The organism is Rhodococcus zopfii NBRC 100606 = JCM 9919 (assembly GCF_001895025.1).
GTDB classification, from domain to species: domain Bacteria; phylum Actinomycetota; class Actinomycetes; order Mycobacteriales; family Mycobacteriaceae; genus Rhodococcus; species Rhodococcus zopfii.
In genome coordinates, this window is the sequence record NZ_BCXI01000013.1 from 38,096 (window position 1) to 61,489 (window position 23,394).

The 23,394-nt window shown below is 69.2% G+C and carries 27 protein-coding genes; 3 read left to right on the plus strand and 24 right to left on the minus strand.

Annotated features, from left to right (window positions below; genetic code table 11):
- The 11 genes from RZ1_RS09125 to RZ1_RS09170 form a co-directional block, all read right to left on the minus strand.
- The gene (locus RZ1_RS09125) at positions 1–1,152 is read right to left on the minus strand and encodes a PQQ-dependent sugar dehydrogenase (protein ID WP_072811379.1); all 1,152 of its coding nucleotides are present in this window, start codon (positions 1,150–1,152) and stop codon (positions 1–3) included.
- A gap of 16 nt (positions 1,153–1,168) precedes the next feature.
- Positions 1,169–1,372 (minus strand): heavy-metal-associated domain-containing protein, encoded by a 204-nt coding sequence (locus RZ1_RS09130; protein WP_072811160.1) that lies wholly within the window; start codon positions 1,370–1,372, stop codon positions 1,169–1,171.
- 69 nt (positions 1,373–1,441) lie between these two features.
- Positions 1,442–1,918 carry a transport-regulating membrane protein Mce1N gene (gene mce1N / locus RZ1_RS09135; protein ID WP_072811162.1) on the minus strand — a complete coding sequence of 159 codons (477 nt, stop codon included), beginning with the start codon at positions 1,916–1,918 and terminating at the stop codon, positions 1,442–1,444.
- A 48-nt stretch (positions 1,919–1,966) separates the two neighbouring features.
- Positions 1,967–2,101, minus strand: coding sequence for a hypothetical protein (locus RZ1_RS31640; protein ID WP_269437511.1), 135 nt, complete (start codon positions 2,099–2,101; stop codon positions 1,967–1,969).
- Positions 2,102–2,204: 103 nt separating this feature from the next.
- Complete coding sequence (locus RZ1_RS09140; RefSeq protein WP_238072303.1) at positions 2,205–2,630, minus strand: hypothetical protein; 426 nt, start codon at positions 2,628–2,630, stop codon at positions 2,205–2,207.
- Between the two features lie 125 nt (positions 2,631–2,755).
- Positions 2,756–3,733, minus strand: a complete 978-nt coding sequence (gene hemB / locus RZ1_RS09145) for a porphobilinogen synthase (RefSeq protein ID WP_072811163.1) — start codon at positions 3,731–3,733, stop codon at positions 2,756–2,758.
- Between the two features lie 72 nt (positions 3,734–3,805).
- Positions 3,806–5,371, minus strand: a complete 1,566-nt coding sequence (locus RZ1_RS09150) for a bifunctional uroporphyrinogen-III C-methyltransferase/uroporphyrinogen-III synthase (RefSeq protein WP_072811165.1) — start codon at positions 5,369–5,371, stop codon at positions 3,806–3,808.
- A 63-nt stretch (positions 5,372–5,434) separates the two neighbouring features.
- Positions 5,435–6,457, minus strand: coding sequence for a hydroxymethylbilane synthase (gene hemC, locus RZ1_RS09155; RefSeq protein ID WP_072811167.1), 1,023 nt, complete (start codon positions 6,455–6,457; stop codon positions 5,435–5,437).
- Positions 6,454–7,878, minus strand: coding sequence for a glutamyl-tRNA reductase (locus RZ1_RS09160; RefSeq protein ID WP_072811168.1), 1,425 nt, complete (start codon positions 7,876–7,878; stop codon positions 6,454–6,456). Before RZ1_RS09160 ends, hemC begins: the two co-directional genes overlap by 4 nt.
- Complete coding sequence (locus tag RZ1_RS09165; protein ID WP_083583610.1) at positions 7,875–8,744, minus strand: redox-sensing transcriptional repressor Rex; 870 nt, start codon at positions 8,742–8,744, stop codon at positions 7,875–7,877. Before RZ1_RS09165 ends, RZ1_RS09160 begins: the two co-directional genes overlap by 4 nt.
- A 158-nt stretch (positions 8,745–8,902) precedes the next feature.
- Positions 8,903–9,193, minus strand: coding sequence for a glutaredoxin family protein (locus RZ1_RS09170; protein ID WP_072811172.1), 291 nt, complete (start codon positions 9,191–9,193; stop codon positions 8,903–8,905).
- 149 nt (positions 9,194–9,342) lie between these two features.
- Here RZ1_RS09170 and RZ1_RS09175 point away from each other — a divergent pair, with 149 nt between their 5' ends.
- The gene (locus tag RZ1_RS09175) at positions 9,343–10,347 is read left to right on the plus strand and encodes an HAD family hydrolase (protein WP_072811174.1); all 1,005 of its coding nucleotides are present in this window, start codon (positions 9,343–9,345) and stop codon (positions 10,345–10,347) included.
- Between the two features lie 56 nt (positions 10,348–10,403).
- On the opposite strand, the gene RZ1_RS09180 is transcribed toward RZ1_RS09175, so the two are convergent.
- The 7 genes from RZ1_RS09180 to RZ1_RS29940 all read right to left on the minus strand — a co-directional run bounded on the left by RZ1_RS09180 (position 10,404) and on the right by RZ1_RS29940 (position 15,892).
- Entirely contained in the window at positions 10,404–11,417 is a 1,014-nt protein-coding gene (locus RZ1_RS09180) for a lysophospholipid acyltransferase family protein (RefSeq protein ID WP_072811176.1), read from the minus strand.
- On the minus strand, positions 11,414–12,481 hold the full coding sequence (locus RZ1_RS09185; protein ID WP_072811177.1) for an NAD-dependent epimerase/dehydratase family protein: 1,068 nt from the start codon (positions 12,479–12,481) through the stop codon (positions 11,414–11,416). The genes RZ1_RS09180 and RZ1_RS09185 overlap by 4 nt, the downstream gene beginning before the upstream one ends.
- 289 nt (positions 12,482–12,770) lie before the next feature.
- The gene (locus RZ1_RS09190) at positions 12,771–12,872 is read right to left on the minus strand and encodes a 30S ribosomal protein bS22 (protein ID WP_003402602.1); all 102 of its coding nucleotides are present in this window, start codon (positions 12,870–12,872) and stop codon (positions 12,771–12,773) included.
- Positions 12,873–13,069: 197 nt separating this feature from the next.
- Complete coding sequence (locus RZ1_RS09195; protein ID WP_072811179.1) at positions 13,070–13,309, minus strand: helix-turn-helix domain-containing protein; 240 nt, start codon at positions 13,307–13,309, stop codon at positions 13,070–13,072.
- Between the two features lie 167 nt (positions 13,310–13,476).
- A complete protein-coding gene (gene proC / locus RZ1_RS09200; protein WP_072811181.1) occupies positions 13,477–14,295 on the minus strand; it encodes a pyrroline-5-carboxylate reductase in 819 nt (272 codons plus the stop codon).
- Positions 14,296–14,360: 65 nt separating this feature from the next.
- A complete protein-coding gene (locus tag RZ1_RS29935) occupies positions 14,361–15,242 on the minus strand; it encodes a thioesterase family protein (RefSeq protein WP_072811183.1) in 882 nt (293 codons plus the stop codon).
- Complete coding sequence (locus tag RZ1_RS29940; protein ID WP_072811381.1) at positions 15,239–15,892, minus strand: MerR family transcriptional regulator; 654 nt, start codon at positions 15,890–15,892, stop codon at positions 15,239–15,241. Before RZ1_RS29940 ends, RZ1_RS29935 begins: the two co-directional genes overlap by 4 nt.
- 94 nt (positions 15,893–15,986) lie before the next feature.
- Between RZ1_RS29940 and RZ1_RS09215 the strand changes: the two genes are divergently transcribed.
- A complete protein-coding gene (locus tag RZ1_RS09215) occupies positions 15,987–16,403 on the plus strand; it encodes a hypothetical protein (RefSeq protein WP_072811184.1) in 417 nt (138 codons plus the stop codon).
- Here RZ1_RS09215 and RZ1_RS09220 read toward each other — a convergent pair.
- From RZ1_RS09220 to RZ1_RS09230, 3 genes are read right to left on the minus strand one after another with little or no spacing between them, the layout of a single operon-like run.
- Positions 16,362–17,315 carry a sugar phosphate isomerase/epimerase family protein gene (locus RZ1_RS09220; protein WP_072811186.1) on the minus strand — a complete coding sequence of 318 codons (954 nt, stop codon included), beginning with the start codon at positions 17,313–17,315 and terminating at the stop codon, positions 16,362–16,364. The two genes, RZ1_RS09215 and RZ1_RS09220, sit on opposite strands and share 42 nt — an antisense overlap.
- Positions 17,316–17,328: 13 nt before the next feature.
- Positions 17,329–18,438, minus strand: coding sequence for an Rv0497 family membrane protein (locus tag RZ1_RS09225; RefSeq protein ID WP_072811188.1), 1,110 nt, complete (start codon positions 18,436–18,438; stop codon positions 17,329–17,331).
- Positions 18,435–19,388 (minus strand): Ppx/GppA family phosphatase, encoded by a 954-nt coding sequence (locus tag RZ1_RS09230; RefSeq protein WP_072811383.1) that lies wholly within the window; start codon positions 19,386–19,388, stop codon positions 18,435–18,437. The genes RZ1_RS09225 and RZ1_RS09230 overlap by 4 nt, the downstream gene beginning before the upstream one ends.
- Positions 19,389–19,433: 45 nt before the next feature.
- Here RZ1_RS09230 and RZ1_RS09235 point away from each other — a divergent pair, with 45 nt between their 5' ends.
- Positions 19,434–20,231 carry a DUF3109 family protein gene (locus RZ1_RS09235; RefSeq protein ID WP_072811190.1) on the plus strand — a complete coding sequence of 266 codons (798 nt, stop codon included), beginning with the start codon at positions 19,434–19,436 and terminating at the stop codon, positions 20,229–20,231.
- Positions 20,232–20,279: 48 nt separating this feature from the next.
- Here RZ1_RS09235 and RZ1_RS09240 read toward each other — a convergent pair whose 3' ends face one another.
- The 3 genes from RZ1_RS09240 to RZ1_RS09250 form a co-directional block, all read right to left on the minus strand.
- A complete protein-coding gene (locus tag RZ1_RS09240) occupies positions 20,280–20,969 on the minus strand; it encodes a winged helix-turn-helix domain-containing protein (RefSeq protein ID WP_072811382.1) in 690 nt (229 codons plus the stop codon).
- Positions 20,970–21,093: 124 nt separating this feature from the next.
- Positions 21,094–22,275: a sensor histidine kinase gene (locus tag RZ1_RS09245; RefSeq protein ID WP_072811191.1), complete on the minus strand. Its 1,182-nt coding sequence runs from the start codon at positions 22,273–22,275 to the stop codon at positions 21,094–21,096.
- A gap of 261 nt (positions 22,276–22,536) precedes the next feature.
- Complete coding sequence (locus RZ1_RS09250; protein ID WP_171061458.1) at positions 22,537–23,292, minus strand: phosphoglyceromutase; 756 nt, start codon at positions 23,290–23,292, stop codon at positions 22,537–22,539.
- Between the last annotated feature and the right edge of the window lie 102 nt (positions 23,293–23,394).

The window sequence follows — 23,394 nt, forward strand, 5'->3', positions numbered from 1 at the left end:
TCAGTCGGGTGCCACCCGGAGGATGCGGTCGTCGTCTCCGTTGTCCGTGGTCACCAGCAGGGAACCGTCGGGTTGCGGAGTCAGGGACCGCAGCCGCCCGTATGTTCCTTCGAGCAGGGTCGTGGAATCGGCGACGCTGCGTCCGTCTTCGGACAGTTTCAGCAGGATCAGCCGGGCCTCCTGCTGGCTGCTGACGACGAGGGCGCCCGACCAGGGTCCCCACGCGTCACCGGTGACGAACGCCGTGCCCGGGGTCGCGATGGTGGGCGACCCCGAACTCCACACCGCGCCGATCGCGCCGGGGACCCGGTCGGGGTCGGTCATGGGCACCGACTCGTCGTAGCGGCCGGGCTCCCGGTCGGGACGGTAGCCGTAGTTGCCGCCGGGTTCGAGCAGGTTGACCTCGTCGTCGCGCCGGGTGCCCTGTTCGACGGAGTAGATGCGCCCGGTGCCGGGCTGCAGCGCCAGGCCCTGCACGTTCCGGTGTCCGAGCGTGTACACGACGCTGCCCGGGTCCGGGTTGCCGGCGGCGGGTGTTCCGTCGGGATTCAGGTGCAGCACCTTGCCGCCGAGGCTGCCGCGATCCTGCGGGACGGTGGGGCGCGCGCTGTCGCCGGTGCCCACGTAGAGGGTGCCGTCGGGGTGGGCGAGGATGCGGCAGCCGCCGTGGCGTCCGCCGCCGGCGACGGGCATGCCGGAGATCACGGTGCGCAGCCGGGTGGCGGCGGTCCAGTCGGCGTCGACGGCCCATGCGAGGACCCGCACGTCGTCCGGGTCGCGGTGGCCCTGGCAGGTGTAGAACGTTCGATCGGTGGCGAAGTCGCGGGACAGGGCGATCCCCATCAGGCCGGTCTCCCCGACCGCGTAGAGGTCGGACAGGTCGGCCTGCAGCGGCGCGGCGCGCCCGTCCGGGTGGCGTACGACGAAGCGCCCGCCGCGTTCGCCGGTGAGAAGCGTTCCGTCCGGTGCCCGGACCACGTCCCACGGATGGTCCAGACCGTCGAGCAGGGTGTCGACGGTGACCGACGGCGGCGCGCTCACGGCGGGCACGGTCACGGAGGACCCCGGCACCGGGGTGCGGGGCGGCTCGTCGGCCGCGCACGCGGACGCGAGCGCCGCGCACGCGAGCAGCGCCGCGGCGGCCGTCCGCATTCGCGCGGTCACTATGTCAGCGGACGAGCACGTATCCGGCTTCGTCGACGGCATCCGCGACGGCCTGCGGGTCCAGTTCGGTGTTGCTGGTGACTACGACGGCACCGGTCTCGAGGTTCACGTCCACGTCGGAGACGCCGTCGAGTACGGAGATCTCCTCCCGCACCGCCGAGACGCAGTGTCCGCAGGTCATGCCCTCGACGCGGTAGGTGTTCTGCATGGTGGCTCCTTCGAGTCTCGACAACACAGCCGACAATACCCCCAGGGGGTACCTGCCGCTACCGGCCCCTCAGCGCGAACGCCCGCTCACGAGACCGTCGAGACACCGGCGCAGAGTGGCGTCGTCCTTCGCCCACGCCCGGACGAACGTGCCGCCGCGCAAGCGCAACCCGATCGCCGTGCGTTTCCGTGGCACACCGGCCAGTTCCCCGAGGGTCCGCGCGTTCTCCCACCGGGCCGGGTCCAGCGCCTCCGGATCGGCGGGCGCGAGGACCGCCTCGATGTCCGCGACGGGCAGTTCCTCGGTCCCCTGCCGCAACACCGTCTCGGTCAGCTCGACACTCACGTGCCGGCGGCCGGCGACGACCATGACGTACGCGAACACGGCGAGCACGACCGCAATCACCGGCAGTGCGAACCAGTGCACGACCGGCCCGGTCGCCACTTCGATCAGAAGCGCCGCGAGGCAGAACAGCGGACCGAATGCCACTGTCCGCCAGCGGGCGCCGGGCTCGTGGAACAGCGGCGCGGGCACACTGCCGGTCAACGTGAACTGTCGATCAAGGTGAGCCGTCCGTCGAGGTGGAGCTGTCCGTCAGGCCGAGAAGGTGCCGGGAACGACCAGGAGCACGAGCGTCACGAGACCCAGGACTGCGATGAGGCCGATCAGAAGGGCCTCACGTCGACGGCTGTAGGGTCGCGGTTCCACGTACGGGTGTTCCACCTGCATGAGTCCTCACGCTCGTCGGGCACGGCCACAGACCGTTGGTCGAGCTCACCGTACTCGCAACGGGTGCAACGTCAAATCCCCGGATGGAGCGGGTGCCGAAACCTCAATTTTTAGGAATGCGAAGGAAGTACAGATTTGATTCCCGGCGATGCATGAGTACGATCGCGCCGACCGTCAGCACCGCCTGGAGGATCCCGACGATCCCGAGCACCCAGCTCTCGGCACCGGTTCCGGTGCCCACACCGAACAGCGTCGGGACGGTCGACAGGGTCATGAACACGCCGACCAGGGTCAACAACATGCGCGCCCAGTTCTTGCCGCGCCGAATCTGCCGCACAACGAGATAGAGCAGACCGAGAATCACGCAGCTGCCCACCGCCGCGACGCCGAGCCCGAACGGAATCAGCGCGAGCACCTCGTCGCGGGTCAGCGCCTCCGATCCGGACATCGTCGACATCTGGTCCATCATCAAGTCGACGAACGCCTGACGATCCCGCCACATGAGAGCCAGGCTCGTGACCGTCGACACGATTCCGAGAATCAGGACCCCACACCACAATTGATAGGCAGTCCCGACATCGACGGGCATCGGGCGCGGCCCACCGCCGTCCGGCCCGTGCGGCGGCGTCGGCATCGGCATCAGCCCCGGCGCGGTCACGACAACCAGCCCGCGGCCTCGGCGGCCCAGTACGTCAGGACGATGTCGGCGCCGGCGCGGCGGATGCTCATCAGCGACTCCAGCACGGCGGCATCGCGGTCGATCCAGCCGTTCTGCGCGGCGGCGGTGATCATCGAGTACTCCCCCGAAATCTGGTATGCCGCAACCGGAACGTCGGCACGATCCGCGACCTCCCGAAGGATGTCGAGATACGACATAGCGGGCTTGACCATCACCAGGTCCGCCCCCTCGGCGAGATCGAGGTCGACCTCGCGGAGCGCCTCACGGCGGTTCGCCGGATCCTGTTGATAGGTACGACGATCGCCCTCGAGCGACGATCCGACGGCCTCACGGAACGGGCCGTAGAACGCCGACGCGTACTTGGCCGCGTACGCCAACTGCCCGACGTCCTGGAAGCCGGCCGCATCGAGAGCCGCGCGGATCGACCCGACCTGCCCGTCCATCATTCCACTCGGTCCGAGCAGATGCGCCCCCGACTCCGCCTGCGCCACAGCCATTTCCGCGTAGCGCTCGAGCGTCGCGTCGTTGTCGACCCGCCCGGACCCGTTGAGCACACCGCAGTGCCCGTGATCGGTGAACTCATCGAGGCACGTGTCGGCCATCAGCACCGTCGCGTCACCGAGTTCGTTGCGCAGTTCCCGCAGCGCCCGATTGAGCACCCCGTCGGGATCGGTGGCGCAGGATCCGCGCGCATCCTTGTCCTCCGGGCGCGGCACACCGAACAGCATCAGACCGCCGACGCCGGCCTCGACCGCCGCCGTCGCCGCGGCCCGCAGCGAGTCCTCGGTGTGCTGGAACACCCCGGGCATCGAGGAGATCTCGCGGGGCGCATCGATCCCGTCGGCGACGAACATCGGTAACACCAGATGCCGTGGCTCGAGCGAGGTCTCGGCAACGAGGCGTCGCATCGCCGGGGTGGTGCGTAGCCTGCGGGGACGGAATTCCGGATACACGGTAATCACCTTCCGATACGAGTCGTGCGCGGTTCCGGTAGCGGTGGCTACCGAAACCGCGCACGAGTGGAGTCAGCGCCGGGCTCGGGACTTCTTGCGCGGCGGCGGCAGAGCACCTTCGGCGCGCAGCCGGGCGGCGTGCTCGGCGAGCGCCTCGACGAGCGGACCGACCTGCGCGGTCTCGGGCTGTACGTCGACCCGCAGCCCGAACTCGATCGCGGTCTCCGCGGTCTTCGGCCCGATGCACGCGACGATCGTGCGCGCGTGCGGCTTACCCGCGATACCGACGAGATTGCGGACCGTCGACGACGACGTGAAGCACACCGCGTCGAAACCACCGGTCTTGATCATCTCGCGGGTCTCGGCCGGCGGCGGCGCGGCCCGGACGGTCCGGTACGCGGTGACGTCGTCGATCTCCCAGCCGCGTTCACGCAGCCCCTCGGCGAGCGTCTCGGTCGCGATGTCCGCGCGCGGCAGCAGGACCCGGTTGACCGGGTCGAACACGTCGTCGTACGGCGCGAACTCGGCGAGCAGCCCCTCGCTGGACTGCTCCCCCGTCGGCACCAGCTCCGGGGTGATGCCGAACGAGCGCACCTTGTCCGCGGTGGCCTGACCGACACACGCGATCTTCACCCCCGAGAACGCCCGCGCGTCCAGACCGAACGCCTCGAACTTCTCCCACACCGCGCGCACCGCGTTGGTGGAGGTGAACACCACCCACTGGTAGCGACCGTCCACCAGGCCCTTGACGGCCCGTTCCATCTGGGCGGGACTGCGCGGCGGCTCGACCGCGATGGTCGGCACCTCGATGGGGATCGCACCGTGGGTGACGAGCCGATCGCTCATCTCCCCGGCCTGATCCTTCGTGCGCGGCACCAGCACCGTCCAGCCGTACAGGGCACGCGACTCCCACCACGACAGCTTGTTGCGGTGCGCGACGACCTTGCCGACCGTGACGATCAGCGGACCCACCAGCTCGGACCCGGCGTCGTTGAGGGTCGCGAGGGTCGCTTCGACGGTGCGCTGCTGGCGTGTCGTGCCGCGCACCGTGATCGCGGCCGGGGTCTGCGGCGCGAGACCGTGTTCGACGAGGGCACTCGCCGTCTCCGCCAGATGTCCGGAGGTCGCGTGCAGCACGAGAGGGCCGGGTGCGGCAGCGAGCGCAGCCCAGTTCACCTCTCCGCGGACGTCGACCTCGGTGTGGCACGAACCCAGCGCCATTCCGGCGTAGCTGGGGACGGCCGAGCCGGACGGCAGGCCCGGCAGGACCTCGAACACCACCTGGGTGCGGGACACGGCATTGACCTCGGCGATCACCGAATCGGTGGTCATCGGATCACCGGCGACCAGACGCACCACGTCGTGGCCGTTCCGGGCCTCGGCGACCAGGGTCTTCGCGACCTCGGCGGGCTCGCCCAGCGCGGGACGGACCTCGGCGATCGGTTCCCCGGTCTCGGGGTCACGTCCGGCATCGGTGCCGACGAGCGCGACGACGGCCTTGTCGACGTCGGGGTCGGTGAAGGCCATGGTGGCGCCTGTCAGCACGTCGTGGGCGCGCACCGTGAGCAGCGCCGGGTCACCCGGCCCCGATCCCACGAACAGGATCCGTCCGGGAGTGTGCTTGCGGACTCGGCTCATCGGTCATTCTCCAGTGCGATCAAATCTGCGGTATCGGGAAAACAGGAAGGGGAAGGAAGGGCGTCAAACATCTGCTGCACCTTCCGATGCCGGCACGCCTGCGGCACCTTCCTCGGCGGCCATCAGGTCGCGAGCTCCGAGATCGAGGAGCTCACGGGCGACGGCGCGACCCACCTCGGCGGCACGGTCCAACGGTCCGACGGCGCTGGCGCGGATCGCGTCGGAACCGTCGAGCGCTGCGGCGCAGCCCCGCACCGACAGCTCTTCGAACACCCTGCCGTCGTCGTCGAGGGATTCGACGACCTCGGCGAGCGCCCCGACCGGTGCGGTACACCCGGCCTCGAGCTCGGCGAGCAGTGCACGCTCGGCGTCGACAGCAGCGCGGGTTGCCGGGTCGTCGAGCGCGGCGAGCACGGCGATCAGGTCCGGGTCGTCGGCGCGGCACTCGACGGCGAGCGCTCCCTGCGACGGTGCCGGCAGCATCTGCACCGGTTCGAGGGACTCGGTGATGCGATCGGTCCGGCCGATACGGGAGAGGCCGGCGCGGGCGATGACGATCGCGTCGAGCTCGCCCGACTCGACCTTGCCGAGCCGGGTGTCGATGTTGCCGCGCAGCGGCTGGATGTCGAGGCCGAGTCCGAGCGCGGCGAGCTGCGCGCGACGTCGTGGCGCGGACGTACCGACCTTCGAGCCGGGCGGCAGTTCGCCGAGCACCAGGCCGTCGCGGGCCACGAGCGCGTCGCGCGGATCCTCACGCGGCGGCACCGCGGCGATGACCATGCGCGGATCCTGGACGGTGGGCAGGTCCTTGTACGAATGCACAGCGAGATCGACGTCGCCGGCGAGCAGCGCCTCGCGCAGCTCCGCGGTGAACACCCCGACGCCGATCCGCGCGATCGGCGCCATGGACGTGTCGCCCTTCGTCGTGATGATCACCAGTTCGGCGGGATGTCCGGCGGCGATCAGCGCGTCTCTGACGGTGCCCGCCTGCGTGGTGGCGAGGAGGCTGCCGCGCGTTCCGATGCGCAATGTGCGGCTGCCGGCCCGGTCGTCGCTCCGGGTGACCGATGCGGCCTCGGCGCTCATGCCTGCCTGTCCTTTCGTGGAGCCCGAAGCTCCGATGTGAGGGCGGGATCGAGGGCTGCGGACAGGTCGGTCGTGCCGACCGGGTCCGTCAGGGCGCCCAGTTCCTTCGCCGTGGGCGTGGCGACAGCCTCGACCGCACCCGGGCGCAGTTCGAACAGTTCGCGCAACGCCTCGGCGTACTGGTCACCGCCGGGGGTGGACGCCAGCTGTTTCACACGCACCGTCGGCGCGTGCAGAAGTTTGTCGACGACGCGACGGACCGTCCGCGCGACCTCGCCGCGTTCCCCGTCGTCGAGGTCCGGCAGACGGGATTCGAGGCGCATCAGTTCCGCCTCGACGACCTCGGCGGCGCGCTGCCGCAACGCGGTGACGGTCGGGGTGACCTCGGCGAGACGCTGCGCGGTCAGATAGTCGGACAGTTCCGCGGCGACGATCGCGCGGGCGGCCTCGGCGTCGGATGCGGCCGCGCCGGCGGCGGGATCGTTCTGCAGCGCCTCCATGTCGAAGACGAGGACACCGGGCAGACCCGAGACGGACGCGTCGACGTCGCGGGGCAGACCCAGGTCGCAGATGACGAGAGGGCGGTCCGGTCCGCGGCCGGGCTCGGCGAGCGCGCGGTGCGCGTCCGCGAGGGTCACCACGGTCCCGACCGCGCCGGTACAGGTCACCGCGACATCCGCCTGGGCGAGCGCGGACGCGAGATCGCCGAACCCGACGACGTCGGACTCGACGCCGTTGCCGCGGGCGGTTTCGGCGAGGCGTTCGGCGCGGTCGCGGGTGCGGTTGGTCACGATGATCCGGCCGATTCCGGCGCGAGTCAGGTGCGCGACCGCGAGCCCGCCCATCGCGCCGGCACCGATGACGGCGGCGGTGCGGCCGACGAGCCCGCCCAGCCGGGCACCGGCCTTGTCCAGCGCCACCGAGACGACCGAGGCGCCGGCCGCGTCGATGCCGGTTTCGCTGTGGACGCGCTTGCCGACGCGCAGCGCCTGCTGCGCGAGTTCGTGCAGCGCCCGGCCCGCGGCCTGCTGGGCGTCGGCGCTGGCATAGGCGGTGCGGATCTGGCCGAGGATCTGCTGTTCCCCGACGACCATCGAATCCAGGCCGCTGGCGACCGAGAACAGGTGCTCGGCGGCGGCCTCGCTGTACCGCACGTACGCGTGCTGGTGCAGGTCGGACAGGGTGAGCCCGGAATGCTCCGCCATCAGGGAACTGACGTCGGCGAGCGCCCCGTGGAAGGCGTCGACGACCGCGTAGATCTCCACCCGGTTGCAGGTGGAGACGATCATCGCCTCGGAGATGTGCCCGGACGACATCATCTTGTCGGTCAGCTTCGGCCGGTCGGTGTCGGTGACCGCGACCTTCTCGAGTACGGAAACCGGGGCACTCCGGTGCGAGATTCCGACGAGGAGAACACTCACGGCGCGATCACCGATCCGTTTCTTGTGACGGCCGGACCCAGCGGGCCCGACTTCCCGGACGAGGCCCGATGCGGGGCGCTCGTTGCCTTCACCGCGGTGCTGCGAGGACCGCAGGGCTGCCCCATTCCGGCGGGGCGTCCGTCACCGGAAGCGTGTGCGAGTTCGTCGTTGCGGGCGCTGTTGAACGAGAGCACCTGCATCTCGACGGCGAGATCCACTCGGCGCACCTCGACGTGCTCGGGCACGTCCAGTGGCGTCGGGGCGAAGCTGAGGACGCTGCGCACCCCGGAACGGACCAGGACGTCGCACACCTGCTGGGCGGCGTCCCCGGGGGTGGCGACGACCCCGATGGTCGCACCGAGTTCGCGGGCACCGGACTCGAGCCCGTCGACGTGGCGGATGGTCAGTTCCCCCACCCGGGTACCGACGATCGAGGGATCGGAATCGAACAATCCGGCCATGGTGAATCCGCGGCGGTCGAAACCCGGGTACCGGGCGAGCGCACGGCCGAGATTCCCGACCCCGACGAGCACCACGCGGTGTCCCTGGTCCAGTCCGAGCGCGTTCTCGATGCGCGCCTGCAGGCGCAGCACGTCGTAGCCGACACCGCGCACACCGTTGGGTCCGAGAAACGACAGATCCTTGCGGAGCTTCGCCGATCCGACCCCGGACGCGGTCGCGAGTTCCTCGCTCGAAACGATGAGGGTCCCGGCATCGGCGAGCCCGCCGAGGACCCGCAGATAGGTCGCGAGACGCGTCACAGTAGCCTGGGGGATGTCGCGCACCGGAACTCCGGGAGAGGCACCCCCGCCGGTCCCGGCGGTGCCGCGGGCGTCGTCGCCCTGCGGTGGGTGCAGCTCTGTCACGTTCGTGGCTCCTCGTCCGGCCGACGGATACACGTCGGTCCTCACGGTGATCCGGGATTTCGTTCACACCACGGTAACCGCTTGTGAAGCCATGCACAAAGTTGCTCCGAGGGGTCCGAATGTGCTCGCTACCTGCGCGACGACTGCGCCGGCGGAGGTCAGCGAGCGAGATCGGCCCTCAGGCGCGACTCGTCGACCTCCCAGTAGCTGTGCTCGCGACCGTCGAGCAGAACGACCGGCAACCGGTCGCCGAACTCCGCGCGCAACTCGGGATCCGTTGCGGCAGCGTCGTCGACGTCGATGCACGTCACGGTCAGCCCGAACTCCTCGCACACCTGCTCGAGCTGTTCCCGCGCGGGTGCGCACGCGCCGCAGCCGGCGCGGACGAGGAGAGTGACTTCGTGGGCGGGAACGGATGCGCCTGCGGCGCCCGGTCGAGGCTCTGTCATTCCCCTACTGTGCGCCATCACCCGTCGAGATGAACGTCACACCCGGTTCCCGCGTTCGATCCCGTCCGGAACACGGCCCGGTCCCGGGCTAGGCTGGGCGCGTCGTCCGCTGCCCGCGGCGACACGGCCGTCGTGACACGGAGGTGCGAGTGCCTGGACGTTCATTGCCGTACGGGTGGGGAATCGGCGAGTCGCTGTCCGGGCTCATCCGACCGGGACGACCCCGGTTGTTCAGCAAGTTCGGGCCCAGCGAGGCCGAGGTGCGCGCGAACCTGGCCGGTGAGGCCAGCGCCGACGCCGCTCTGGCGTTGCACGAGGCACGGACCGAGGCCCTGATCGAGGCCGGTGCCGAAACCGAGGCCGCGGCCCCGGTGCCACGGGATCTGACCGCAGCGGCATTCTTCGACGTCGACAACACGATGGTGCAGGGCGCCTCGATCATCCACTTCGCCCGGGGGCTGGTGGCGCGGGACTATTTCCGCAAGACGGATCTGCTCGAGTTCGCGTGGCAGCAGGTGAAGTTCCGGGTCACCGGCAAGGAGAACTCGAACGACGTCGCAAGTGGTCGAGAGAAGGCGCTGTCGTTCGTGCAGGGGCGATCGACGGAGGAACTGCGCCGGCTCGGCGAGGAGATCTACGACGAGATCATCGCCGACAAGATCTGGCCCGGCACACGAGCGCTCGCGCAGATGCACCTCGACGCGGGGCAGCAGGTGTGGCTGGTCACCGCGACCCCGGTCGAACTGGCCGATGTCATCGCGAAGCGGCTCGGCCTGAGCGGGGCACTGGGGACGGTCGCCGAATCGCAGGACGGCATCTTCACCGGCCGTCTCGTCGGCGACATCCTGCACGGCCTCGGCAAAGCACACGCGGTGCGGGCCCTGGCGATCCGGGAGGGGCTCAATCTCAAACGGTGCACCGCCTATTCCGACAGTCACAACGACGCGCCGATGCTGTCGCTGGTGGGTACGGCCGTCGCGATCAACCCCGACGCCGACCTGCGTGAACTCGCCAAGACCCGAGGCTGGGAGATCCGGGATTTCCGGACCGCCCGCAAGGCCGCGCGGATCGGGGTGCCGACCGCGCTGGGAATCGGTGCGGCAGGCGGGGCGCTGGCGGTCCTGCTCGGACGCCGGCGGGACCGCGCCGCATAGTCCCACGGCCGCATAGTCCTTCGACAGCGGTTGCACCGCGTGTGACGGCAGCGGGTTCAGCCAAGGAAGACGTTGCGGCGCCGGGTGAGCAGCTTGTACAGCGTCTGCTGGATGGTTTCCCGCACGTGGTCGGTCACCTCGAACAGAACCATCGGGTCGTCCGCGGCCGCGTCGTCGTACACGTCGGTGGGGATCGGGGTACCGAACTCGATGTACCACTTGGACGGCAACGGAACGAGCCCGAGCGGGCCCAGGAGGGGAAACAGGGGCGTCACCGGAAAGTAGGGCAGACCGAGCACGCGCGCGAGCGAGGTGAGGTCGGCGATGTTCGGGTAGATCTCCTCCGACCCTACGATCGAGCAGGGCACGATCGGAGCATGCGTCTTCAGCGCCGCGGACACGAACCCGCCGCGACCGAATCGCTGCAGCTTGTACCGCTCACGGAACGGTTTGCCCAGGCCCTTGTAGCCCTCGGGGAACACCGCGACCACCTGGTCCTCGCGTAGCAGCCGCTCGGCGTCGGGATGGCAGGCGAGGGTGTGACCCGCCTTGCGGGCGACGGTCCCCACGACGGGCATGTCGAATGCGAGGTCGGCGGCGAGCATCCGAAGCGGCCGGTGCGCCTGATCCCACACCGCGACCGACGTCATGAGCGCGTCGATCGGGAGCGTGCCGGCGTGATTGGCGACGACGAGCGCGCTGCCGTCGGCGGGGATGTTCTCGATACCGCGGACCTCGACGCGGAACCACTTGTCGAACAGCGGACGCAGCATCGGCATCACGACGTTCTCGGCGAAGTGCGGGTCGAATCCGAAGTCGTCGACGTCGTAGTCGCCGGTCATACGGCGACGCACGAACTCCGCGGTCCCGGTGACCTGGTCGATCAGGGTCCGGCGGAGGTCGTCGAGGAAACCGTCCGCTGCGGTGTGCTGTGCCGGCAGGTCGAAGGCGTCGAGATCGAGGCCGCCGAGGTCGCGGCCGGCGGGGTGTCCGCTGCCGGGTCTCGCGCCGCCGCGGCGCTGCGCATTCGCACCGCCGTGCAAGGGAATGACTTTTGCAACCTGTGTCATCGCGCCTCCGTTCTCTCTCCCAGTGCGGAGAGAACCATCGATTCGGCTCGATCCACCCATTCGGTCTTCACGATGCGGCTCAGCCGGATACTGCGGGCGAAGTCGTCGAGTGCGTCCTTCGTGGTCCAGCGCGGTTCGAACCCGAGTTCGGCACGCATCCTCGTGGTGTCGAGTCCGCAGCCGAAGTGGAAGTAGTCGAGCTCTTCCTTGGTGAACGACTTCATGACCGATCCCATGAGCGCATGTCCGGCGGTGCGGAACAGCCCGTACGGCATGGGCACGGCCAGACCGCCCGCACGCCGGACGGCCTGCGACATCATCACGATGCCGTCGCCGGCGACGTTGACGGCCCCGGGAGGGCCCGCCATGGTGGCCCGCTCGAGAGCGGACAGCGCGTCTTCTTCGTGCAGCAACTGCAGCCGGGCGTCGCGCCCGAGCACCGTCGGCACCAGCGGTGAAGTCAGGTATGCGGACACCGAACCCGGCAGCCGGTTCCCGACGGTGGGGGCGAGCCGCAGGATGGTGGTGGAGATGTCGCTTCGCCGCCGGGCCAGACCCCGCAGATAGCCTTCGATCTCGATCATGTCGCGAGCGAAGGCACCGGTCGGGCGGCGGCGGGCGCTCATCTCCTCGGTGAACTTCGCCGGGTCCTTGGCGCTGGATCCGTACACCGCCGACGACGAGCGCAGCACCACACGCCGGACGGACGGCGCCTTCTGGCACACCGCGAACAACTGCATGGCGCCGAGGACGTTCATGTCCTTCATGGCGGTGCGGCTACCGGACTTGGGCGCCTTCGTCACCGTCGAGGCATGGACGACCGTGTCGACGTCCATGTTTCGGATGACTTTGCCGATCAGGGGGTTCCGGATGTCCGCGAGGACGAACTCGGCGCGGCCCATACGCCGGAGCATGTCCTTCGTGGGTGACTGGGTATCGACCGCGATGACACGGTCGATCGCCGGATTCTGAGCGAGCCGCGTGACGAGGTATCCGCCGAGGAATCGGCTCGCACCCGTCACCAGAGCGACCTTCGGCGGCTCGACGTCGGCACTCGAGGTCACGCACAAACCCCCTGTCGTTTTCGGGATTACCGGTCTTCGGGACTACCGGCTTTCCGGAACTCGGCGAACCGCCGATCGTCGGTTCGGTTACCCGTGTCATGTCGACCGAGCCCGCGCCACGGAACGATCCTCGTACGGTATGGGTCCCAACAATACGGTGAGTTGCGCCACCCCGCATTACGCAGAGGCAATCCCTGATCCCGAACGGCGCACAACGGTCGAACCCCCCCGAGCCGGAAATGCCGTATGCCCGCCACCGAAACGGTGACGGGCATACGGCATGTCGAAATTACTTGCCGAGTTTACGACGCTGAACGCGCGTACGGCGGAGCAGCTTGCGGTGCTTCTTCTTCGACATGCGCTTGCGGCGCTTCTTGATCACAGAACCCATGGCGGGTATCCCTCGTTCTCTCTAGCGGTCCTGCGCACGCCGGTGACGTACGCCTGTATGTCGACGCTGGGCCTCGTGGTGACGAGCTCAGCGCCTTACGACACCGGCTGGCCGGTACGACGAGTTGCAATCGTACCGGGGCGGAACCGCCGAGCGAAAACGAGGTCCGTCCTGCTCGCCGATACGCCCGACGGCAGTCACCCGACGTCGAAGTACGAAGTTTCCAAATAGTCGTGAACGGCCTTCGCGTGGACGCGGAACGACCGTCCCACGCGCACGGCAGGTAGCTCACCACTGTGGACCAACCTGTACACGGTCATCTTCGACACCCGCATCAACGCCGCAACCTCGGCCACGGTGAGAAACTGGGTGCCGGCGAGAACCGACTGTCCGTCCTGGGGCGGTTGCCCTTTCGACGGTGTGTTTCCAGAAACCATTGGACACCTCCGGCACGTCCCGCGCCGCCGGCTTCCCCTCCGGCGGAACAGACACGCACGTGCTTATCCGAGCTTAGCGTGACGATTGGTTCCTGTGCGACGGTGCGGACAACGAATTTGGTGCGCCGTCCGTTCCGTCCGTGTTCTACTCGCCGGTTGCGCCGGTTCTACTCGCCGGTGGAACCGAGTTCGGCGGAACGGTTGCGGGCGGCGGTCAACGCCTCGTAGAAGGCGTGGCGAATCCCGACGCGCTCGAGTTCGCGGACGGCCGCCGCTGTGGTGCCGCCGGGCGAGGTGACCGCCGCGCGCAGGTCCGCCGCGTTCTCCCCGGAACGGTCGAGCATCGCCGCCGAACCGGTCATCGTCTGCACGACCAATTCGGTCGCCACCGCACGGCTCAGGCCGAGCGAGACACCGGCGTCGATCATCGCCTCCGCAATCAGGAAGAAATAGGCCGGGCCGGAACCGGACACCGCGGTGACCGCGTCGATCTGGGATTCCGGGACGACCGTGACGGTTCCGACGGACGACAGGATTTCGCGAACCAACTCGAGATGGCCGGCCTTCGCGTGCCGGCCCGCGGCGATGACGCTGGCGCCCTCACCCACGAGCATCGGCGTGTTCGGCATGACCCGCACCACCGGGAAACCGGCGGACAGCTTGTTCTCGTACCGCGTGGTGGGGATACCCGCGGCCAGCGACACCAGCAGCTGTTCGCGATCACCGTCGAGGTCCGCATTCGCCAGGTCGGTGAGGACGGCATCCACGTCACCGGGTTTGACCGCGACGACCAGGACGTCGGCGCCTTCGGCGGCGTCGGCGACTGCGCCGGTCACACGGATCGAGTACTCCTGCGCCAGCGCCTCGGCTCGGGCCTCGGACTTCTCGGAGACGACGAGGTCCTTCGTCGCGAATCCACCCTGCAGCAGGCCCGACACGAGGGCCTCGCCGATCCGGCCGCCACCGATCACCGCAATTCTCGTCATGGCCGTAAGCCTGCCACGCCGGCGGAACAGCGCGTAGCCCGCCCTGCCGGGCAGATGCCTGAGGCCTACCGGGGCATCATCGCGAGCTGGCGGCTCTGCACCACGACGGCGCCGGTGGAGTCGACGACGGTGTGATCCTCCTCGAACCACGTGGTGCCGAGCACGGTGCTGCTCGCCATGACACGCATCCAGCCCGGCTGAGGAACGCGACGCAGGTAGGCGGTCAGCTGCACCGTCGGAGCCCAGCCGAACCGGCCGAGGTTCATCGCGACCGGCGCCGAAATGTCCCCGGCCATGAGTGCGAACAGCGCGGCGGTGTCCCGGTCGGCTTCGTCCCCGGGGCGCGGGCGGGCCCACATCCGCACGACGGGGTCGCCCTGCTTCCCGGCGAGAAAGTGCGCGCTCGTCTCGTCGATGGACAGGTCCGCGCCGCCGGACACGTGGACGATCTGCCCCATCGGATGCTCCGGCGTCACGAGGGTCGATCCCGGCGTCGGCTCGGCCGGCAGCTCCGCGACGGGCTGCGCCGCGGCGAACACATCGCCGCCGTCGTCGGGGCGGCCGAGTGTGACCGACGCCCGCACGGCCACACGGTCTCCCTGCACGAGCTCGACGTCGACCACGGAGATCTGTTTGCCCCGCTTGCGGATGACGGTGATCAGGTCGACGTCGCCGGGGTCGGGTGCCGCGACGAACGAGGCACTGACCGCGAGCGGCTGCATGTCGGCACCGGCGCTGCCGGCCGTGTCGGTGATACCGGCTGTCTCCGCGACCTCGGCGGCGAGGAGAGCGCGGCGCGCGGCGGCGGCGCACACGGCGAGCATGCAGCCGCCGTGGACCTTGGGACCGATCGTCCAGGTGGCGTGGATGTGGGCGCGCCACCGACCGTCGCCGACGGAATCGAGGGTGGTCAGGTCCCGGAACGGGTGGGGGCCGAGGTCGGTCACTGCTGCTCCTGCTGGTTGTGCGAGTCGTCGAGGAAAATGCGGGCGGCGAGGTCCTGGTGCGCGAGCCGGCGCATCGCTGTGAGGACCGGCTCGTAGAGGGCGGTGCCGAGCACCGCGGCTTCGACGGTGTCCTGCCGGGGATGGCTGGGCAGCAGCGCGAGGTCGATCTCGGCGATGCCGCGGATGTGCCTGCCGTAGACGTCGATGCGTTCGTCGGTCATCGACAACCCGGCCGCTTCGAGTGCTTCGAGCGCACGCTCGAGCTGGACGACAGCCGCGAAACGCGGGTCGTACATCTGGCCGAGCCGCTCGAGGACACGCCGCGCGCGCGGGTGGTCGCGGGCACCGGCCGCGTCGTCGGGTTCGCTGTCCGGCGCGTAGGGCGGGAGCGCCTCGATTGCGCGGCCGAGGACGGCGAAGAGCGGGTCGTCGCGGTTGTCGATCAGGTCGACGACGATCTTGACCTGGCTCAGCGGCAGCCCCCGGGCGACGAGGGCGCGGACGAGGGCGAGGCGCCGGACGTGTTGTTCGTCGTACCGGGCTTGCGTGGCACTGGTGATCTCGCCCGGCATGAGCAGGCCCTCGCGCAGGTAGTACTTGACGGTCGCGAGCGGCACTCCGGTGCGGGCGACGAGCTCCGAGATCCGCATGTTCACCTCCGATCCTTGACATCGGATACTACAACTATCCATTATTGGATAGCTGCACTACCCAATGAGTGTCCGGCTCGGCAGAGGAAATCTCATGAATCCCGTGCTCACCATCGTTCTCGGCATCACATTGCTCACGGTCGTCGGCATCGCCTTCGGCGGCACCTTCCTGCTCCGCGTCGGGAACGGCACTGTGCCGGCCAACGACCTGCAGAAGACGTTCTTCAGGGCGGGACACGCCCACGCCGGCGTTCTCGTGACCCTCGGCCTGCTCGTCGCTGTGCTCACCCACGTCGCCGGTGCCTCGCCCGGCTGGGGGACGGCCGGAGCCGTCGCCGTGCTGCTGGCGGCAATCTTCGTTCCGGCGGGATTCTTCCTGTCCGTGCTCGGACCGGACCCGCAGCGGCCGGGACCGATGATCGCGTCGGCGTGGATCGGCGCGGCGACGCTCGTGGCCGGACTCGTGATCTCAGGCGTCTCGGTTCTCGCCGCGGGCCTCGCCGCTGTGTGAGTGTGGCTCGATCCGCGCGATCTCCGCGGAACGCGGCTGCACCGGACCCGCGGTGATCGCGCGGCGCGGCGCCCGCTCCAGATGTTCGCGCGCGAACTCGAGCGCACGCCGCAGCAGCACCGTCCGCTCCGCGCGGGTACGGGCACTCTGGGTGCTCACCTCGAGTACCACCTGCCCGGCGAAGTCGCTGTCGGCGAGCCGACGGCAGATCTCTTCACACGGCTGGGTGCCGTCGCCGGGAATGAGATGTTCATCGAGCGACGCACCGCGACCGTCCGCGAGATGCAGGTGGGCCAGCCGCTCCCCCATCCGGTCCGCGAGCGCCGTCGCATCCATGCCCGCGGTCGCGGTGTGCGACAGATCCAGCGTGTAGTTCGCGAAGCCGGTGTCGGTCGGGTCGATCGACGGACTGTACGCCGACACCGCCCGGCCCGGCCCGCCGCGGCGACGCAGCCGCTCGGCGCTTCGACTGCCGAAGAAGGCATCGGCCCGCATCGGGTACATGTTCTCGACCGCAACCGACACATGGCTGCGTTCCTCGAGTCGCGCGACCTGGTCGGAGAATCCGTCCGCGTAGCGACGCTGCCAGCGGAACGGCGGATGCACCACCACCGTCCGCGCCCCCAGCTGCTCGGCGGCCCGAACCGAACGGTCCAGCTTGGCCGCGGGATCCGCACCCCACACGCGCTGGGAGATCATCAGGCACGGCGCGTGCACGGCCAGAACCGGCATCGCATATTTGCGGATCAACGACTGCACCGCCCCGACATCCTGGCTCACCGACTCCGCCCAGACCATCAGTTCGACACCGTCGTAGCCGAGGTCCGCCGCGAACCGGAACGCCGCCTCGGTCGTCTCCGGATACACCGACGCGGTGGACAACCCCACCAGGATCCGCTGCGCCGTCCCCATGCCTGTGCCGACCTCAGCCGTTCGGCAACAGGAACAGGAGCGGGCCGAACGTGACGAACGCCCCGACGGCCAGTGCGATGAGCTGGCTGGCGATGTCGTCGGTGCGGCGCAGGATGCGCACGACCGCCACCAGCCCGACGATCACCAGCAGCGCCAGCGCGAACGCCACCCACGGCAGCGAATCCCACAAGCGCTCGAAGCCCTTGAACAGCAGCGCGCCGGCGACGATCGCGGCGATGCTTTCACCGGCCAGCATCGCCCACTGCTTGAGACCACCGCCGTCGCTGTCGTCGGAGCCCTCCGAGCGGACGGTCTCGTCGGTGTCGGCTGCGACACCCGTGTCCTTGCCGTCGCGATCCTTGACGGCACCGCGCCGTCGCTTGCCCCGGCCGCGGGAGGCGTCCTTCGAGTCGTCGGCGTCCGCTGCCGAATCCTTCGCGCTCTTGGCACCCGCGCCCGTCGACTTCGCCTTCTTCGGATCGGCAACGCCGGCACCACCGATCAGATCCGTGTCCTCGAGCGAGTCCGCGTCGTCGGACCCGGTTCCGCGCAGGTCGCTGGCGGGTCCGGACAGCAACCTCGGCTCCGGCACGTCGGCCGGTCGCGGCGGGAGCGGCGCGGCAGGCACGACCGCGGGGGCGGCGGCGGTCGTCTCGAGGTGTGCCCGCGCACGACGCGGCAGCACGGACGGGCGGATCACCTCGGTCGGCGATTCGACCTTCGCGCTGTCCGCGGTGGTCGGCGCATCCTCGACGGTATCTCGCGACGGTCCGACGACGGGTGCCGGCTTCACCGCGGCCGGTTCGGGCTCGGACACCCTCGCAGCGATCGGCGCGGGCGCCGGTTTCGGCGACTCGACCACCGCTGCGGCCGGTGTCGGGGGTTCGAGCCTCGGGGGTTCGACGACCGGCGCAGGGGTGGCCTTCGTCTCGACGACCGGTTCGCCATGCGGCGGCACCGACGCCCGCGTGATCGGGATTTCCCCGGTCAGTTCCGCCACCGAGATACCACCGCTGGAGCCGCGGCGCCGGCGCCCACCCGCACGCGAGTCCACCTTCTTGCCATTGCGCGCGAGCAGTTCGGCAACCGAGATCTGCCCGGTATCGGGTTTGCGCTCGGTCATCGGGCCGCCACCACCAGTTCTCCCCCCATCTCCGTGTCCAGCTTGCGCAGGATAAGCCCTTCCCGCAGCGCCCACGGGCAGATCTGCACCGACTCCACTCCGAGCGCCCGCATACTCGCCTCGGCGACGAGTGCACCCGCGACGAGTTGCTGCGACCGGTCCGAGCTCACCCCCTCGAGTTCCGCGCGATCCGACGTGGTCATGCGGGAGATGAACGAGATGAGCTGACGCAGCCCGCTCACGGTCAGCGTCCGGGGTGCCCGGATTCCCGCCGACGACGGTGCCGCGCCGGTCAGCCGCGCCAGGGTGCGGAAGGTCTTCGACGTCGCGACCGTCAGGTCCGGGTCACCGGCGCCGCGCAGGTGCTTGGCCGGTCCGGCCAGCTCCGCGTCGAGCCAGTCCCGCAGCGCCGCGATGCGCCGTTTGCCCGGTGGGTCCTCGCGGAACCAGTCGCGCGTCAACCGGCCGGCACCGAGCTGCAGCGAGTACGCGACCTCGGGATCTTCGTCGCCGCCGAACGCGAGCTCGAGGGATCCGCCGCCGATGTCGAAGTTCAGGATGCGCCCGGCGCTCCAGCCGTACCAGCGGCGAACCGCGAGGAACGTCAGCCGGGCTTCGTCTTCACCGGAGAGCACGTCGAGCGTGACCCCGGCCTCGGTAAGCACCCGGTGCAGCACCGCGTCGGAGTTGCAGGCGTCGCGTACCGCGGAGGTCGCGAAGGCCATCAGCTCACCGCACCCGGAGGTGCGGGCGATGCTCTCGAATTCGCGCACCGTCTCGACCAGCCTGTCGGCGCCCGACGTGCTGATGTTGCCGTCCCCGTCGAGGCTCTCGGCGAGCCGAAGGGTCGCCTTGGTCGAGCTCATCGGCGTCGGGTGTCCGCCCCGATGGGCATCCACCACGAGCAGATGAACCGTATTGCTTCCGACGTCGAGTACCCCAAGGCGCACATACACAAGGTACTGGGTCTACCGTCGGACACTGTGACAGCAGGTATGTCCGGCAGCGAACGCAAGCTCGATCCGGCCCCGGAAGTTCCCCTCGATTTCCCACGAGAATGGGTCGAGTTCACCGACCCAGACAACGACGAACATGTGATCGCCGCAGATCTGACCTGGCTGCTTTCGCGCTGGACATGCGTGTTCGGCACGCCCGCCTGCCAGGGCATCATCGACGGCCGGCCGGACGACGGCTGCTGCTCGCACGGTGCGTTCCTGTCCGACGACGAGGACCTCGACAAGCTCAATGCGGCAGTGAAACATCTCACGGCCGACGACTGGCAGCTCATGCACAAGGGCCTCGGCAAGAAGGGCTATCTCGAGGAGGACGACCTCGAGGACGAGCCTGCATTGCGCACCCGCCGCTACAAGGGTGCGTGCATCTTCCTGAACCGTCCCGGCTTCGAGGGCGGCATCGGCTGCGCCCTGCACAAGATGGCGCTGCGGCGTGGCATCGAGCCGCTCGAGATGAAGCCCGACGTGTGCTGGCAGCTGCCGATCCGCCGGACGCAGGACTGGGTCGAGCGTCCGGACGGCACGGAGATCCTCCGCACCGTCGTCACCGAATACGACCGGCGCGGCTGGGGCGAGGGCGGACACGACCTGAACTGGTACTGCTCCGGCTCCCCCGACGCACACGTCGGGTCCAGGCCGGTGTGGCAGTCGTACGCGCCCGAACTGCGCGAGCTGCTCGGCACCGCCGCATACGACGAGCTGGCACGCCTGTGCCGGCGGCGCGAAGGCCTGGGCCTGATCGCCGTGCATCCCGCGACAACCGCCGCCGCCGAGAAATGACCCGTGCGTGGTTTCGGTAGCAGCCGCTACCGAAACCACGCACGAGGATCAGGCTTCGAGCTTGTACCCGAGACCCCGGACGGTGACCAGGTGCCGGGGCTTGGCGGGATCCGCCTCGATCTTCGATCGCAACCGCTTGACGTGCACGTCGAGCGTCTTGGTGTCGCCGACGTAGTCGGCACCCCACACGCGGTCGATGAGCTGGCCGCGGGTGAGGACTCGGCCGGAATTGCGCAGCAGGTATTCGAGCAGGTCGAACTCCTTGAGCGGCAGCGTGATCTGTTCCCCGTCCACATGGACGACGTGCCGGTCGACGTCCATCCGCACCGGGCCCGCCTCGAGGACCGCGTCGTTGAACTGGCTCTCGGCCTCGCTTTCGGCGCCGCGGCGCAGCACCGCGCGGATGCGCGCGATCAGTTCCCGTGCCGAGTACGGCTTCGTGACGTAGTCGTCGGCGCCGAGCTCGAGCCCGACCACCTTGTCGATCTCGCTGTCGCGCGCGGTCACCATGATCACCGGCACGCTGGATCGGCTGCGTAACTGCTTGCACACATCGGTGCCGCTCATGCCGGGCAGCATCAGATCGAGCAGCACGATGTCCGCGCCGGCGCGGTCGAACTCCGCGAGAGCCGACGGACCGTCGGCGACAACGGTGGTTTCGAAACCCTCCTTGCGCAGCAGGAACGCCAGCGGATCCGCCAACGACTCCTCGTCCTCCACGATCAGCACATTCGTCACCGCTGGGCCTCCGTACCTTTCGTCGTGCGCGACCGTGACGGTCGCGTGGTTCGCCACACGGCGTGCGGCAGTGTCCTTCTTCGCAGCGCGTCCGAGGTCCTTCTTCGCAGCGCATCCGAGGTCTTCATCGCTGTCCGGCCCCTGCCTCGTGTCCCGCCGGGGCCAGGTCCTCGTCGGTGCCGCTCTCGAAGTGGGCAGGGATGAGCAGAGTGAACGTCGAACCGGTTCCGGGACGACTCCACAGGACGATCTCGCCGTTGTGGTTGGCGGCGACATGCTTGACGATCGCGAGACCGAGGCCGGTACCGCCCGTCGCCCGCGACCGCGCCTTGTCGACCCGGAAGAACCGCTCGAACACCCGTTCCTGGTCTTCCTTCGCGATGCCGATTCCGCGGTCGGTGACCGAGATCGCGACCCGCCCGTCGCGCAGCGACCGGCTCACCGAGACGGGTGAGCCCTTCGGTGAGTACGCGATCGCGTTCTCGATGAGGTTGGTGAGCGCGGTGACGAGCAGGCTCTGGTCGCCGAGCACCTCGTATCCGGTGGCCCGGTCGGTGGCGACGGCGATGTCGGCGTTCTCTGCGGTCAGCGCGGTGCGTTCGAGTGCTTCCTCCACGACGGTGTCGACATCGACGATCTCGAGGTCGGGCAGCTTCTCGGCGCCCTGCAATTTGGACAGCGAGATCAGTTCGGTGACCATGTTGCCGAGCCGGTGGGCTTCGCTCTGCACCCGCTGCCCGAAGTGCCGCACCGTGTCGGGGTCGTCGACGGATTCGAGCAGCGCCTCGGCGAGCAGGGCTATCGCACCTACCGGTGTCTTGAGTTCGTGGCTGACGTTCGCGACGAAATCCCGTCGGGTCGCTTCCATGCGCACCATCTCGGAGTCGTCGTAGGCGTAGAGCACGACGAATCGGGGGTCGTTGTCGAACAGTCGGCGCGCGAGGCCACGTACCGCGATGCGGTCCCGGCCCCGCGGGTTCTTCCCGCTGAGGTCCAGTTCGACGACCTGGTCACGGTCGAGCACCCGGTTGGCGGCGACCCAGGCACGATCATCGATGAGCCGGTCGCGGACGAGGCCGAGATCTTCGGCCCGGGGATTGAACAGGATCACGTCGTGGAACTTGTCGACGACCGCGATCCCCGTCGACGCGCTGAAGACCACCCGGTCCAGCACCTGCGCCATGGTCAGTTCGCTCTGGTCCGGGCCGCTGTTCCGGGAGCGCGCGATCCACATCAGTCCGGCTCCGACGGCGACCCCGACGACCGCGGCCAAACCCGCGAGCAGAACGCCCTGCAACACACTCACGTCTCGAATCGTACGTACGACCGAGCGGGCAGTGACGGCGGGTTCGCCCGTTTCGGCGCACGTCACACCCGATTTTTGGGAGGTTTGCCGGTTGTTAACCCGGCGTTTGCCGGGGCCGCACGGTGTCGCCGCGCGGCCCCGGCGGGTGGTCGCCCGTTCCGCCTACGGCCTGAGCTCGGCTGACCTCGCCGGAGCGAACGTGCCATTCGTCTTCTTGAAGAGACGGAATGTACCGTTCGCTCCGGGGAAAGGCGAGGGCTACTACTTGCCGCCCTGGCCGGCGACAGCGGCGGCACCGGCCGCGGCGGCCTCGGGATCGAGGTAGGTGCCACCCCGGTTCAGCGGTCGCAGGTTCTCGTCGAGGTCGTAGCGCAGCGGAATGCCGGTGGGGATGTTGAGGCCGGCGATCTCCTCGTCGGAGATTCCGTCGAGGTGCTTGACGAGCGCGCGCAGCGAGTTGCCGTGCGCGGTGACGAGCACGGTCTTGCCGGCGAGGAGGTCCTTCGAGATGGTCTCCTCCCAGTACGGGATGAGCCGCTCGACGACGTCCTTCAGGCACTCGGTCAGCGGGACCTCGTCGACGTCGGCGTAGCGCGCGTCGGTGTCCTGGCTGTACTTGCTGCCGGCCTCGATCGGCGGCGGCGGGGTGTCGTAGCTACGACGCCACAGCATGAACTGCTCGTCGCCGAATTCGTCCTTGATCTCGGCCTTGTTCTTGCCCTGCAGCGCACCGTAGTGGCGCTCGTTGAGGCGCCAGTCTCGGACGACGGGGATCCAGTGGCGGTCGGCGGCGTCGAGCGCGAAGTTCGCGGTGCTGATGGCACGGCGCAGCAGCGAGGTGTAGAGCACGTCCGGGAGCAGGTCGTGTTCCTTGAGCAGTTCGCCGGCGCGCTTGCCCTCGGCGATGCCCTTGTCGGTCAGGCGCACGTCCACCCAGCCGGTGAACAGGTTCATCGCGTTCCATTCGCTCTCGCCGTGGCGGAGCAATACAAGTGTTCCGATACTCATAGCCCTCAATCCTGGCACGTGACGATCGCCATTCGGCCACGGGAGGGCCGTCCCGTCGACTATATGTGACAACACGCGTTTTCACTCATCTCGCGAACGCTGGGGGTTCCA